This window comes from Clostridium estertheticum (assembly GCF_018861295.1).
Taxonomy (GTDB): Bacteria; Bacillota; Clostridia; order Clostridiales; family Clostridiaceae; genus Clostridium_AD; species Clostridium_AD estertheticum_D.
Genome location: NZ_JAHLDM010000001.1, coordinates 257,643 through 273,685, shown reverse-complemented (window position 1 = coordinate 273,685; position 16,043 = coordinate 257,643). Strand labels below are relative to the sequence as shown.

Below are 16,043 nucleotides of genomic sequence, written 5' to 3'. Positions count from 1 at the left end.
ATATTAATATTGTTATATTAATATATTATGATACAAATAACAAATAATATCAATACTAATAAAAAATAACATGATAATTATATTATTAATTAACATGTTATTTCTTATGCTTTTAAGAACTTCATTTTTTAGCTAACTCATTAATTATTTTAACATATTTAGTAGTTCTTCTTCAGATATAACTGCAATTCCTAGTCCCTCTGCTTTTGTAAGTTTGCTCCCGGCATTTTCTCCTGCTAACACGTAACTTGTTTTCTTAGAAACAGAACCTGATACCTTTCCACCATGGCTCTCTATCATTACTGTGGCCTCACTTCTACCTATAGTAGCTAATGTTCCAGTTACAACGAAGGTTAATCCATCAAACTTGTTATCCTCGTTATCGCCGTCCTCTGCAGCCATATTAACTCCATAATCTTTTAATCTACTTATTACTTCTCTATTTTTATTATCTTCAAAAAATTTCAATATACACAGGCCACTTATTTCGCCTATATCCGAAACATCTTGTAACTCTTCCAATGACGTATTTTGCAAGTCTTCAATAGATTTGTAATGTTTCATTATACTTTTCGCCGCTACCTTCCCAATGTTCGGAATTCCAAGGCCTGTAAGCAACATTTGTGCTTCATTTCCCTTTGACTTTTCTATAGCATCTAATAACTTATCTGTATTTTTTTCTTTTCCAATTATACCTTGCTTTACAAGTTCCCCTCGATAATTAAACAAGGAATATATATCCGCAATATCTTTTATATATTTCAAGCGAATAAGTTCCTTAACATATGCGCTGCCAAAACCTTTTATATCCATAGCAGTCCTACCAACAAAATTAATTATACGTCTTTCTAATTGCGCCAAACAATTAGGGTTTATACATTTGATGTCAGCAGTATCTTTTTCACGCACTGTTGGTGCTCCACAAACTGGGCAAATTTCTGGAATTTTAAATCTCTTTAATCCCTCAATACGTTTTTCTTTCACTACAGACTTGATTTTTGGGATAATCTCTCCTGACTTATAAACAACAATTATGTCTCCAATCCTTATATCTAAATCATCGATAAAATCTTGGTTGTGAAGGATTGCTCTAGATACAGATGTTCCGCATAACCGAATCGGCTCAAATATTGCTGTAGGAGTAATTCTACCAGTTCTCCCTACTGATACTTCAATATCAAGTAATTTCGTTTCTTTTTCTTCTGGAGGAAATTTATAAGCTATAGCCCATTTAGGAACTTTCGAGGTGTTTCCAAGTTCTTTCCTATCTTCCAAATTATCAATTTTTATAACAACCCCGTCAATATCATATGCTAAGGTTCCTCTTTTCTCTCCAATATCTTGAATAACACTCCACACTTCATCAGCCGTTTTACATTTCACATAATTCTCAATGACCTTTACTCCCTGCTTTTTTAACCATCCATAACCCTCTGTATGTGTTTTAAATTCAATTCCTTTAATATCTTGAATATTAAAAATGAATAGAGATATTCCTCTTTCTTTTGTTATCTTACTATCTAACTGCCTTAATGTACCAGCAGCACAATTTCTTGGATTTGCAAATACTTTCTTCCCTAATAACTCTTGTTGTTCATTAATTTTATCAAATGATGCATTTGACATATATACTTCTCCACGAATTTCAAGGTAGGGAACTTTATCTTTCAGTTTCTTTACAACATCCTTAATTACTTTAGCATTTTCAGTTACATCCTCGCCTTGAATGATTCCATCACCCCTGGTCACAGCTACTGTTAAGTTACCATCTACATAACGCAGGGACATTGACAAGCCATCAATTTTAAATTCAACAACAAATGTTGGATCATCCAGTTCCTCAATCATTTTATTTACATAAGCATATACCTCTTCTTTTGCAAATACATCTTGCAAACTAAGCATTGGAACATTATGTTTTACGAGCACCCCACCTTTCCTTTTAGCACTTCCACCTACTCTTTGAGTTGGAGAATCTAAGGTAATAAGTTCTGGGTGCTCTTTTTCTAGTTCTTTAAGTTCTAACATCATTTGATCATATTCATAATCCGATATTTCTGGATTATCCTGATTATAATATCTATCACTATGATAATTAATTATATTTTTAATTTCATTAATTTTATCTTCTTCATTCATCATATCATTCTTCACCTATCCCTCTAGACGCTGCTTTAACCAAATTTCACTCATATTCATAAACTACAACCTTTACGCAAAATAGCACACAACTTTTAGGCCTTTTGAATAAAATGACTAGCATTCTTACTAGCTATTTTATCCAAAATGCCTCAGTTGCATACACTATGCACAAATTACATTTATGATGCGCAAGTTACCTTCAAATAAATAACAATCAAATACTAGTCTTATTTTAACAAACCTTATAACATTTCTAGTGGTGCCTTACCTAACATTAGCTTTTTTATTCCCATGTTATCAAAGGCTATTGAAATCAAAGTATCACCATCAGAACTCGACCTTGACACTATTGTGCCTACACCAAATTTAGTATGTCTAACTTTTCTACCTACTGTAGCTTCGCTACTTATGTTATTTAATCCATTATTAATAACATTCTCACTATTAATACTTTGCTGGCCTGAATTATCTCCATGTGCTGTAGCTGATACATAATCTTGTGGCGCAGTTTTACTTAACAGACCATGTGGATTATATCTTTGTGACTCCTTGGCATTTTTTCTCTTTAATACCTGCGTAGTCCTATTTTTAGCTCCACCTATAATTTCTTTTAAATCTGGAGAAATTTCACTAATAAAATCTGATGGTTGATATGAAACATTTCTACCAAATACCATTCTACTTTCTGCAGAAGTTATATATAGTTTTTCTTCCGCCCTTGTTATTGCAACATAACATAGACGCCTTGATTCTTCCATTTCAGAAGGGTTATTAATGGAGGACATACCTGGAAATATTCCATTTTCCATTCCTACCATAAATACTACTGGAAATTCTAACCCTTTAGCACTATGAACTGTCATCATTGCTGCCGTATCAATGGTTTCATCAGGATCATCAGTGGTTGACCCTAAACTTACCCCCTCTAAAAATGTTAGGAGTGATTTATCTTCTGAAGTTCTTTCGAATTCTACAGCATCTGATACTAATTCCTTTATATTTTCAACTCTACTCTCGTCCTCTGGTTCCTTAGAGTTTTCGAGTTGCTTTAAATATCCTGTATCTTCTATTATAGTCTTAATAAGCTTAGATACTGATACCTCTTCATTTTTAGCCATAAAATTATTCATAAGACTTACAAATTTACTTATAGATGATTTATTTCTAGTTGTAAGTGTAGGTATATACTCTACATCCAAAATAGCGCTATATAAACATTGCTCTATTCCATTTGCAAATTCTTGAATCTTTTGAATAGTTGCATCCCCTATATTTCTTTTAGGTACATTTATAATTCTCTTTAAGGCAATATCATCAAGCGGATTATTAATAAGCTTTAAATATGCCATTATATCCTTTATTTCTTTTCTATCATAAAACTTTAATCCTCCTACTATCTTATATGGAATTAGATGTTTTCGAAAACTTTCCTCAAAAATACGTGATTGAGAATTCATCCTATATAAAATTGCAAAGTCTTTATAACTTCTATTTCCCTCTGCCATAATTGTTTTAATCTGATTTGATACAAAATTTGCTTCATCTCTATCTGTAAATGCTCTATACAGATTAATTTTCTCGCCATTTTCTTTTTCAGTTCTAAGAGCCTTATCTTTTCTTTGAGAATTATTTTTTATGACTTCATTAGCCGCCATAAGTATATTACCTTTTGATCTATAATTTTGCTCAAGTTTAACAACCTTTGCCTTTGGATAATCTTTTTCAAAATCTAAGATATTGGTTACATCCGCACCTCTCCAAGCGTAGATGCATTGGTCATCATCTCCAACTACACATATATTCTCTGTCTTATCTACTAAAAGTTTTATAAGCTCATACTGTGCTTTATTTGTGTCTTGATACTCATCCACCATAATATACTTGAATTTTGAATGATAAAAGTCCAAAACATCCTTATTGTTTTTTAAGAGTTCAACAGCTTTAAATATTAAATCATCAAAATCTAACGCATTATTACCCTTTAGTTTCTTTTGATAAAGAAGATATACGTCAGCTACTTTATTTTTTCTAAAATCGCCCTCATTTTCTTTTTTAAATTTAGCAGCAGAAATAAGTTCATTTTTAGCACTTGATATTTTGTTTAAAATTTCTGAATCTGTTAGATCTTTATCATTTATATCAATTTCCTTCATACACTGTTTAATTAAACTTTTTTGATCATAGCTATCATATATAGTAAAATTTTTATTATATCCTATTTTATCTATTTCCCGTCTTAGAATTCTAACACAACTAGAATGGAATGTAGAAATCCACATATTATCTGCTATATTACCTACAAGCGATCGTACCCTATCCTTCATTTCGCCAGCGGCTTTATTAGTAAATGTTATAGATAAGATTTGTGATGGATATATGTTTAAATCTTGAATCATATGTGCGATTCTATAAGTCAAAACTCTAGTTTTTCCAGAACCTGCACCAGCAAGTATTAGCAATGGACCGTCAACCGTTATTGCAGCCTCACATTGCTCTTTGTTTAACAAACTTTTTAAATCCATGAAACCACTCCTTATATTATATTAATACTAGTTACATCTAGTGTTATTTTAGATCTATATAACTTTTTTACCACTCCACTTTAAGGCATAAATATACCTATAAGTATATCACATTGTGCAAGAACTTAAACACTATAAAAAATATAGACGGTTAATTTATATCACTCTTTTATCATTAGCTAAACCGAGTAAATATATATTAACCGTCACTTTTTATATGTAAATGCATATTTTTAAATTAATTATACCTATTTTTTTGATTTCAATCGTTCTAATATAAGTTTATACCCATCGCTACCATAATTCAGTGCTCTATTGATTCTACTAATCGTGGCAGTACTTGCGCCTGTAGCACCTGTAATCTCCATATATGTCCTTTTATCTGCAAGCATTGTTGCTATTTGAAATCTTTGTTCAAATGCCTTTATTTCATTTATAGTGCATATATCCTCAAAAAATCTATAACACTCTTCCTTTGTTTGAAGGCTTAAAATACCTTCAAAAAGAAAATCCATATCCTTACTTTCTAATTTTGAACTATATTCGCTCATCATCCTTCACCTCTAATAATCATAGACTACTTTAACTAATGTTCATTCATATTACTATATACTAGATATTTTTTTAATATAATAACTTTTTAAAATATAAAAAAATGCAGTTTATTAAAATTATTTAAATAAACTGCTCTAAAATCTAAATTATGATTGATTATTTGTATTATTTTACTACATTTAGCATTGCTATACAAAAAGTAAAACAAAGTGCAGAAACTACTGTAACTCGCGCTATCACTGATTCAGCTGTTTTGGTTTTGTTTTTTGCAAAAAAAGTTTCCGAAGTTCCTCCTATAAGGCCACTTAGTCCATCTGATTTACTAGGTTGCATCATAACTGAAACAATTATTGCAATTGACGATATAATCAATAAAATTATTATAAGACTACGCATATGTACACCCCCTATTCATTAAATATTTGGCTATTTTAACATATTCTAAGGTATCTTACAACGAAATGTAATTTATCTACTTACTCCATTATCGTTACAAAAAAAACATAAAATATGTTTTTATCATTATATTTTTATGTTAATTCTAACACAATTTCATTTAAAAATCCACCTTAGCCTTAATAAAAAATAAGAGCATAGCCCTAAAGACTATACTCCTATTTTATTACTAACTATCTTTTTATATTATAGAATGCTTTTATTCCTCTGTATTCAGCCGCTTCTTCTAATTCTTCTTCTATTCTTAAAAGCTGATTGTATTTAGAAACTCTTTCACTTCTAGCTGGAGCACCAGTTTTAATTTGTCCTGCGTTCATAGCTACAACTAAATCAGCTATTGAAGTATCTTCAGTTTCTCCTGATCTATGAGAAACTACTGCAGTATATCCTGCACGCTCTGCCATTTCTATAGCATTTAAAGTTTCAGTTAATGTTCCTATTTGATTTAATTTTATAAGAATTGAATTTGCAACTTTTTTATCAATTCCCATTTTCAATCTATCTGTATTAGTTACAAATAAATCGTCACCAACTAATTGGATTTTATCCCCTATTTTATCTGTTAAGTATTTCCAACCATCCCAATCTTCTTCAGCCATTCCATCTTCAATAGAGATTATTGGATACTTGTTAACAAGTTCTACATAATAATCTGCCATTTGTTCTGGAGTAAGTACTCTTCCCTCTGATGCTAAGTTGTACTTACCATCTTCAAAGAATTCAGATGCTGCTGGGTCAAGTGCTATAAATATATCTTTTCCTGGAACAAATCCAGCTTTTTCTATAGCTTCTATTATGATTTTTATAGCTTCCTCATTTGATGATAAATCTGGAGCAAATCCACCTTCATCACCAACACCAGTAGCGAGTCCCTTACTTTTTAATAATGCTTTTAGTGCATGATAAACTTCTGCACTCATTCTTAAAGCTTCTTTAAATGATGTTGCTCCTACTGGCATAACCATAAACTCTTGAAGGTCTACATTATTATCAGCATGGCTTCCACCATTTATAATATTCATCATTGGAACTGGTAAAACTTTAGCGTTTACTCCACCAATATATTGATATAATCCAAGTCCTAATGACTCAGCAGCAGCTCTTGCGCATGCAAGTGATACTCCTAGAATTGCATTAGCACCAAGTTTTGCCTTATTAGGTGTTCCGTCAAGCGCTATCATCGCCTTATCAATTGCTACTTGGTCATATACATTCATTCCAACTAGTTCGTCAGCTATTATATTGTTTACATTATTAACAGCCTTTAGAACTCCTTTACCATTATATAAATCTTTATCTCCATCTCGTAATTCTACTGCTTCAAATATACCAGTAGAAGCACCTGATGGTACTGATGCTCTTGCTATTGTTCCATCTTCGAGTGTTACCTCAACCTCAACTGTTGGAAATGCTCTTGAATCTAAAATTTGTCTTGCAAAAATATCAATGATCTCAATAAAGTTTTTCATATTATCTTACCTCCAAATTTTTTATCTATGTTATTATTCCCTAAGTTTAATTAATATAATCCTAAGTTTAATAGAATTTAAACTAAACTTAGATAATATAATAGTTTGATTCAATTTTCATTTAATTTAAAATTTAATGATATTTCAGCACCTCATGAAATTACTTAATTAAAGATTTCCCTGTCATTTCGCTAGGTACATCGAGCCCCATAACTTGTAGCATTGTAGGTGCAATGTCTGCAAGTATTCCACTCTCTCTTAAATCTTTACTGTGATTTGATACATATGTGAATGGAACTAAGTTTGTAGTATGTGCAGTCATTGGTTTACCTGATGAATAATCAATCATTTGCTCAGAATTTCCATGATCTGCAGTTATAAATACAGTTCCGTCTTTACCGAGTACTGACTCAACAACTTTTCCAAGACATTCATCAACTGTTTCTATAGCCTTTTTAGCAGCTTCAAAAACTCCTGTATGACCTACCATGTCTGGATTAGCATAATTTAATATTATCATGTCGTATTCATCTGTATCTAATCTTTTAAGTAACTCTGTAGTAACCGCGCGGGCACTCATTTCTGGTTGCAAGTCATAAGTTGCTACTTTAGGAGATGGAATCAATGCTCTGTCTTCATTATCATTTGGAGCCTCAACACCACCATTAAAGAAAAATGTAATATGAGCATATTTTTCAGTTTCAGCAATTCGGAGCTGTTTTTTACCCATTTTACTAACATATTCTCCAAGTGTATTAGTGTAACTTTCTGGTGTATATGCAACATCAACGTTTTCTATAGATAGATCATATTGAGTAGTACATACATAATTAAGATTTAATGACTCTCTTTTAAAACCATCAAATACCTTATCATTTATTGCGCGAGTTAATTCGCGAGCTCTGTCTGGTCTAAAATTAAAACATATTACAGTATCGTTATTACTAATAGCTGCAACTGGTTTATTATTTTCCATTATAACAGTTGGAAGAACAAATTCATCTGTCTTGTTATCATGCATAGCTTTTTTAACTGCCTCTATTGCTGATGTGTCTTTCTCACCTTTAGATAGGACCATAGCATTATATGAAAGTTCCACTCTTTCCCATCTCTTATCTCTATCCATAGCATAATATCTACCACAAATAGTAGCGATTTTACCAAGCCCTATTTCATTCATATATTCTTCTATTTCTGCTATGTATTTAAGTGCTGAACCCGGTTGCACATCTCTACCGTCTAAGAACGCATGAACATAAACTTTTTTAGCGCCTTTATCTTTAGCTAGCTTTATTAAAGCTTTCAAATGATCAATATGAGAGTGAACTCCTCCATCAGAAAGTAATCCTAAAAGATGAATTGAAGAATCTGCCTTTATTGCTTTATCTATTGCTTTGTTAAAAGCAACATTCTGAAAGAAGTCTCCTTCTTTGATTTCTTTTGTTATTTTTGTTAGTGCTTGATATATAATTCTACCAGCACCTATATTTAAATGACCAACTTCTGAATTTCCCATTTGGCCCTCTGGAAGTCCTACTTCTAGTCCACTTGCAACTAATTTTGTACTTGGGTATTTCTTTGTTAACCTATCATAATTCGGTTTACTTGCTGCAGCTACTGCATTTCCATCTACGGTACTTGATAATCCAAATCCATCTAAAATCATTAGCATTACTGGTTTTTTCGACATTTATTTTCCCCCCACTAATTGTTTCTAAAAGCAATACACATTTCTATGTATTGCTATTTTTGTAATTTCTTATAATTATAATTAACCAACCAATATGCCATCTACTTTAGTAGATGAAGCTACTTTAGTAAACGAATTCGCTAAAGTAGCTTTGTCTAAAAAACAACTTAGTAGTTTACTATTCCGGCGAAGTCTTGTGCCTTAAGGCTAGCTCCTCCGATTAAACCACCATCTATATCTGATTTAGCCATTTGTTCTTTTATAGTTGATGGTTTAACAGAACCACCATATTGAATTCTAACTTTTTCAGCTACTTCACTACCAAACATAGCTCCAACAGTTGCTCTTATAAATGCAATTGTCTCATTAGCTTGATCAGCAGTTGCAGTTTTACCTGTTCCTATAGCCCAAATTGGTTCATAAGCAATAACCAATTTTTCTACTTGCTCTTTTATAAGTCCTTCTAAATCTAATTTTACTTGACTTGCTAAAACTTTTTCTGTAATATTTCCTTCTCTATCACTAAGAGTTTCTCCTACACAAAGTATAGGAATGATATTATGGCTATAAGCAGCTTTAAGCTTTTTGTTTACAGCTTCATCTGTCTCATTGAAATATTGTCTTCTTTCACTATGTCCAATTATAACATAATCAACGCCAATATCTTCTAACATTCCTGGAGAAACTTCGCCTGTAAAAGCACCACTTTCTTCATAAAACATGTTTTGAGCTCCAACTTTTATATTTGTACCCTTAGTTGCTTTTATTACTGCATCTAAGCATAAAAATGTAGGACAAACAACAACATCACATTTTGCATCTTTAACTAATGGCTTAATTTCCTCAATTAAAGTTACAGCCTGTGCTACAGTTTTATTCATCTTCCAATTTCCTGCAATTATACCTTTTCTCATAAAAAAAACCTCCTAATATTTCTTTGTAATCGGTAAAACATATATATTTAAACCTTAAAAGTACCATAGTTTTATTTAACTATTTATCTGTAAGAGCTTCAATTCCTGGTAATAATTTACCTTCTAAAAATTCAAGAGACGCTCCACCACCGGTAGATATATGAGTCATTTTATCTCCAAATCCTAATTGATTAACAGCTGCTGCACTATCTCCACCACCTATTACAGTAGTTCCATCAACTTTTGACATAGCCTCAGCTACAGCAATTGTTCCTTTTGCGAAGTTTTTAAATTCGAATACACCCATTGGGCCATTCCAAACAATAGTCTTAGCTGTGCTTATAGCACCTTTATATATTTCACAAGTCTTAGGTCCAATATCAAGTCCCATGTAACCATCTTTAATGTTTTGATCCTCTGTAACTACTGGCTCTGCATCAGCTGAAAATTTATCTGCAACTATATGATCAACTGGTATTAAGAATTTAATTCCTTTTGACTCAGCTTTTTGCATCATATCTTTAGCATATTCTACTTTATCTTCCTCAACTAGGGAACTTCCTACAGAATAACCACCGGCTTTTAAGAATGTATATGCCATTCCTCCACCAATTATTAGTGTATCTACTTTATCAAGTAAATTAGCAATAACAGCTATTTTATCAGATACTTTAGCTCCACCGAGTATTGCAACGAATGGTCTAACAGGACTATTTACTGCATCACCTAAGAATTTTAATTCCTTTTGAATTAAATATCCGCATACTGATGTTTTAACAAACTCAGTTACACCAACTGTAGAACAATGAGCTCTATGAGCTGTTCCAAATGCATCATTTACAAAAATATCTGCAAGAGAAGCTAATTCTTTTGAAAAGTTTTCTTTGTTTTTAGTTTCTTCTTTTCTATATCTTGTATTTTCTAGTAATATAACGTCTCCATCTTTCATTTTAGATACTACAGATTTCACATTATCACTAACAACATTTGGGTCTGCTGCAAAAATCACTTCTTTTTTTAACATTTCGCTTAATCTTTTAGCTACTGGCGCTAAAGAAAGTTCAGGTTTTGCCTCGCCATTTGGCTTTCCAAGATGTGAGCATAAAATTAATCTTGCTCCATTTTTAATTAAATATTCTATTGTTGGCATTGCACCTACTAATCTATTTACATCTGTAATTTCTCCATCTTTTAATGGCACATTAAAATCACATCTTACTAAAACTTTTTTGCCTTTAACCTCAATATCCTCAATTGTTTTCTTATTAAATTTCATACACATTCTCCTCTCACACTGTTTATCTTATAAACCTTTGTAACTTCTATCAATTGTAGTATGTTCTGCTAACCATACTCATATACTAGAATAAGCAATAAAAAGGCCTGGTTCCATAGACTACCTATAAAACCAGACCCTAATACTATACTTACAGTTTTATAGTAAACTAAATTTTATAGTTTATCTGCAACAAATTTAGCTAAATCAGCTAATTTACTTGAATATGCTGCTTCATTATCGTACCATGAAACGACTTTAACCATATTTCCTTCAATAACCATAGTTGACATTGCATCAATAATAGAAGTTCTTTCGTCTCCTTTGTAATCTATAGAAACTAATGGTTCTTCACTGTATCCAAGGATACCCTTCATTTCATTTTCAGAAGCTTTCTTAAATGCTGCATTTACTTCTTCTATAGTTACATCTCTTCCAAGTTCAGCTACTAAATCTACACATGAAACTGTTGGAGTTGGAACTCTTAATGAGAATCCGTTTAATTTTCCTTTTAATTGTGGTAAAACTAATGCTACTGCTTTAGCTGCACCTGTTGTAGTTGGAATCATTGATAATGTAGCAGCTCTTGCACGTCTCATGTCCTTGTGAGGAGCGTCTAATAATCTTTGATCTCCAGTATATGAATGAATTGTAGTCATTAAACCTTTAACTATTGTGAATTCTTTGTCTAATATTTTAGCAAATGGTGCTAAACAATTAGTAGTACATGATGCATTAGATATTATGTTATGTTTTGATGAATCATATTTTTCTTCATTAACACCCATAACTACTGTTATATCTTCATTTTTAGCTGGTGCAGATATAAGAACTTTTTTAACACTAACTCCTAAATGATCAGCTGCTTTAGTAGCATCTGTAAAGAATCCAGTTGACTCAAGTACGATTTCTACTCCAAGTGAACTCCAATCAATGTTTTTAGGTTCTCTTTCAGCGAATATTTTAATTTCTTTTCCGTTAACAACTATAGAATTTTCTTTAGCTTCTACAGTTCCGTCAAATTTTCCGTAAAGTGAATCATATTTTAAAAGATGTGCTAGTGTAGCAGCATCTGTTAAATCATTGATTCCTACTACTTCTAACTCTGTTGAATAATTTTTTACTAATGCGTTAAATACGTTTCTTCCTATTCTTCCAAATCCATTAATTCCTACTTTTACCATTTTGGCAAAACCTCCTAAAATTTTAATTAAATAATTATATGTAAATATATAATTCTCTCTTTAATAAAATCATTATATAGTTTACTCTCTTTTTTCTAAAATATTTATAATTTTTTGTGCAGCCGCTTCATCAATTATCAAAACAGTACTAGAACGGTTGATTTCAGTGGCAATAATTGCTCTAGCTTTATTCTTTCCAGCTGCTACTGCAATTAGTATTCCTTCATGATTAATATCTTCATTTTTCACCATAATAGTAGGTGTGGAATAAATTATCTCACCTAATTCATTATAATATTGACCAAATGCTTCACCTACTGCACCCAATTCTTCAAGTTCTCTAATTTTTTTTTGTGGTATTCCCCTTTTAAGAGCCATATCTTTTGCGATACCTATACCATAAAGAAGAATATCAGCACTTCGAATTTTATCAATTATATTTTTTATATCTTTTTCATTTAATATAGTTTCTAGTGCCGCGTTGCTTAAATTGTCAGGTACATGTAGTAATTCGTAATTTCCACCAATTCTATCTGCTAACCTTGCAACCAAAGTATTCGCTTGAATTTCTACATTTCTCGCCATGCCACCTCTAGCTGGAAGCACCAAGATGTTTTTGTATTTATTGTTTTTAGGAAAACTATCTACAACTTCTTTTACAGTAGTTCCACCGGTTAATGCAATTATACTATTATCTTCAATGATATCCATAGCATAATTCGCCGCTGCCTTCCCTAGTTCTTTAAGAACACTTTTATCAATTTCTACATCTCCGGGAACAATTATAACTTGCTTAAGCTTCAAGTGTTCTTCAATAGATTTCTCAATTTTAGATAATCCTTTGATTTCATGAATAAATCCCTTTAACTGACGTATAATTTCTTCTCCATCAGATGTTATAAACATACCCAATGCATTAACTTCAATTAAGTTCTGAGACTTAAGAAAATTTATTTCATTTCTTACTATTCTCTCGCTTATACACATATGATCTGATAAAATTCTACGTCCTATAGGTTGATTATAACATATCGTTCTTAATATATCATGCCGTTTTTCAAGAAGTTCTATCAATTCAGGCACTATTTTCTGTTCTAACTTTAAAATATTCTCCACTTGAACACCTTTCTGGACTGTTTAAGTCCCAGCATATATTTTCTGCTCCCACTTACATTATAGTTGAAATGCTAACATTTTTAAATTAGTATTTCCGAAAAAAATGTTAACATTTTGTTAACGGAGCCATTAAACAAACAAATTTTAAAATCTTTTGCGTTTACTTGAGCTTTTAATTTCAAGTTCTTCGCGATATTTTGCTACTGTTCTTCTAGAGATATTTACTCCTTCATCATTTAACCGATTACAAATAATTTGATCAGACATTGGTTTTTTTGTATCCTCGCTCTCTACCAGTTCCTTAATATTCTTTTTAATATTAATTGTAGATATATCCTCTCCGCCTATACCTGATGTTATTCCATTAGTAAAAAAATCTTTTATTTTAACGACTTTACCATCATTTATACTTACATATTTTTCTCTAATTGCACGGCTTATGGTAGATTCATGCATCTCTAAATTGTTAGCTATTATTTTAAGCGTCATTGGTTTTAGATATTCGACACCTCTATCAAAATATTCCCTTTGAACTTCTAATATTTCTTCTAAAACTCTATACACAGTGTTTTTCCTTTGTTCAATACTTTTTATAAGAAACATCGCGCTATTAAGCTTATCTTTTACATATTCTACGGCTTCTGTATCTTTTTCATCTTTAATTATTTCCTTATACAAATTATTTATATTTAATTTAGGAAGCACATCTTCATTCATAGAAATAACATATTGATCATCAATTTTATTAATATAAGCATCCGGTACAACATATTTAACAGTCTCGCCCGTATAAAATCCTCTTGATGGTTTAGGTTCTAAATTTTTTATTATATCTCCATATTTTTGGACGTCACTTATGTTAATTTTTAATTTTTTTGCTATCTCACTATACTTATTTTCTGCGAGTAGTTCCAAATAATCATTAATTATTTTACAGATATTTTCATCATCCATCCCTAGATTATACAATTGAATTGTTAAACATTCTCTTAGATTTCTAGCTCCTATACCTTCAGGATCTAAAGATTGAAAAATTGAAAGAGCTACTTCTGCCTTTTTATTTGATATTCCAAGTTCTTTACATATGTCAGGTAGACTTGCTGATAAATAACCCTTATCATCTAAGTTTTCTGCCATGTATTTGCATATACTCAAAATATCGCTTTTCTGGGTAAGTTCACCTATTTGCTGCTTAATATAATCTTTAAGAGATTTTTCCTCTGCAATATAGTAAAATGGAGAAACTTCATCGCCATCATTCTTTGAAGCATGATTTTTTACTTTATATCCATCTTTATCAAGATATTTAATTATTTCTTTATAATCATTAACATCGTAGTCATTACTTTTGCTATTTTGCAAATCTTTTTCCTCTAGCACTGGATTTTCTTGCATTTCCTTATTAACATACTGACCAAGCTCTTGTGCTGACATTTGAAGAAGTTTAACAGACATTTGCATTTCTTGCGTCATTATTAATTTTTGTTCTTGGACCAAGTTTAAGCCAAAATTAATATTCATTTTATCCATCACCTCATGTAAATCATCTTATAAATATTATAACATAGAGCGAATAGATTATACCTTAAGCTAGGACTAAAAATAAAAAAATTCAGCATATTTTCCTATCACCATAATAAATGATAGGACAAATATGCTGAGTTTTTTTGCTTTATTTAAACTAACCTTACAGAACTTATCTCTAAAAGATTTTGCATCTATTACTTTTCTATGATTTGTTTTCAATGTAATGTTCAGCATGGGTAGCTGCTATTGCACCGTCTGCCGAGGCTGTAATTACTTGTCTTAATAACTTCACTCTTATGTCACCTGCTGCATATACTCCCGGTATATTAGTTCTCATATTCTCATCAGTGATAACATCACCACGATCATTCATAGTAATTTTTCCTTTATACAATTCAGATATTGGAAGATATCCTACAAACACAAAACATCCATCTGCTTTTAATTCACTGAGTTCACCAGTTTTAACATTTTTAAGTACTAAACTTTCTAACATTTCTTTACCTTTGGCTTCCTCAACTACGGTATCCCAAACAAACTTTATTTTCGGGTTTTTGAAAGCTTTTTCTTGAAGTGACTTAGCAGCTCTAAGCTCACTTCTTCTATGAATTACGGTAACAGTTTTACCAAACTTAGAAAGGTATATGGCTTCAGATATAGCTGAATCTCCTCCTCCTAACACCGCAATGTCTAAATCTTCAAAAAAGTCAGCATCACAAGTTGCGCAATAAGAAACGCCCTTACCTCGTAGTTCTGTTTCATTCTTAAACCCACTAAGTCTAGGGAACGCTCCTGATGCTATTATAATAGTCTTAGTTTTATAAGTTTTATCCTTGCATTTGATTACTTTAATATCGCCTTCAAGTTCAACTTCCACTACCTCTTCACTTGCAAATTGTGTTCCAAACTCTTCTGCTTGCTGCTTCATTCGTTTGCTGAGTGTTGCTCCTGTACAATTTTCAATGGATCCTGGGTAGTTATCAATTTCATTAGTTGTAGCTACCTGTCCACCAAACTCTGCTCTTTCTATTATTAAAGTATCCATTCTTGATCTTGATGCATATAGCCCAGCAGATAATCCTGCAGGTCCCCCACCAATAATTATAGTATCATAAATATGTTCCATGACTTAATCCTCCTATTTTTTCACCTTATTTAAATCCATTTTGTGTTATGTAATATATACTTACTT

Annotated in this window: 12 protein-coding genes; all 12 read right to left on the bottom strand. The window is 31.5% G+C overall.

The features are described from left to right. Positions 1-144: 144 nt before the first annotated feature. The 12 genes from ligA to trxB all read right to left on the bottom strand — a co-directional run bounded on the left by ligA (position 145) and on the right by trxB (position 15,977). Entirely contained in the window at positions 145-2,139 is a 1,995-nt protein-coding gene (gene ligA / locus KPL54_RS01110; RefSeq protein WP_216104317.1) for an NAD-dependent DNA ligase LigA, read from the bottom strand. 245 nt (positions 2,140-2,384) lie between these two features. Continuing rightward, positions 2,385-4,664 (bottom strand): DNA helicase PcrA, encoded by a 2,280-nt coding sequence (gene pcrA / locus KPL54_RS01105; RefSeq protein WP_216103842.1) that lies wholly within the window; start codon positions 4,662-4,664, stop codon positions 2,385-2,387. A gap of 248 nt (positions 4,665-4,912) precedes the next feature. After that, positions 4,913-5,215 carry a YerC/YecD family TrpR-related protein gene (locus KPL54_RS01100; protein WP_216103841.1) on the bottom strand — a complete coding sequence of 101 codons (303 nt, stop codon included), beginning with the start codon at positions 5,213-5,215 and terminating at the stop codon, positions 4,913-4,915. A gap of 169 nt (positions 5,216-5,384) precedes the next feature. Next, positions 5,385-5,615 (bottom strand): preprotein translocase subunit SecG, encoded by a 231-nt coding sequence (gene secG, locus KPL54_RS01095; protein ID WP_216103840.1) that lies wholly within the window; start codon positions 5,613-5,615, stop codon positions 5,385-5,387. 233 nt (positions 5,616-5,848) lie between these two features. Next, entirely contained in the window at positions 5,849-7,144 is a 1,296-nt protein-coding gene (gene eno / locus KPL54_RS01090; protein ID WP_151553492.1) for a phosphopyruvate hydratase, read from the bottom strand. A gap of 160 nt (positions 7,145-7,304) precedes the next feature. Next, positions 7,305-8,834 carry a 2,3-bisphosphoglycerate-independent phosphoglycerate mutase gene (gene gpmI, locus KPL54_RS01085; protein WP_216103839.1) on the bottom strand — a complete coding sequence of 510 codons (1,530 nt, stop codon included), beginning with the start codon at positions 8,832-8,834 and terminating at the stop codon, positions 7,305-7,307. Positions 8,835-9,001: 167 nt separating this feature from the next. Then, positions 9,002-9,748, bottom strand: coding sequence for a triose-phosphate isomerase (tpiA, locus tag KPL54_RS01080; protein ID WP_216103838.1), 747 nt, complete (start codon positions 9,746-9,748; stop codon positions 9,002-9,004). Between the two features lie 79 nt (positions 9,749-9,827). Further along, complete coding sequence (locus KPL54_RS01075; protein WP_171295608.1) at positions 9,828-11,024, bottom strand: phosphoglycerate kinase; 1,197 nt, start codon at positions 11,022-11,024, stop codon at positions 9,828-9,830. A gap of 176 nt (positions 11,025-11,200) precedes the next feature. Further along, positions 11,201-12,208, bottom strand: a complete 1,008-nt coding sequence (gene gap / locus KPL54_RS01070; protein WP_216103837.1) for a type I glyceraldehyde-3-phosphate dehydrogenase — start codon at positions 12,206-12,208, stop codon at positions 11,201-11,203. Between the two features lie 81 nt (positions 12,209-12,289). Continuing rightward, positions 12,290-13,324 carry a sugar-binding transcriptional regulator gene (locus KPL54_RS01065; protein WP_216103836.1) on the bottom strand — a complete coding sequence of 345 codons (1,035 nt, stop codon included), beginning with the start codon at positions 13,322-13,324 and terminating at the stop codon, positions 12,290-12,292. 144 nt (positions 13,325-13,468) lie between these two features. Continuing rightward, positions 13,469-14,839: an RNA polymerase factor sigma-54 gene (rpoN, locus tag KPL54_RS01060; RefSeq protein ID WP_216104315.1), complete on the bottom strand. Its 1,371-nt coding sequence runs from the start codon at positions 14,837-14,839 to the stop codon at positions 13,469-13,471. 214 nt (positions 14,840-15,053) lie between these two features. Beyond that, complete coding sequence (gene trxB, locus KPL54_RS01055) at positions 15,054-15,977, bottom strand: thioredoxin-disulfide reductase (RefSeq protein ID WP_216103835.1); 924 nt, start codon at positions 15,975-15,977, stop codon at positions 15,054-15,056. Between the last annotated feature and the right edge of the window lie 66 nt (positions 15,978-16,043).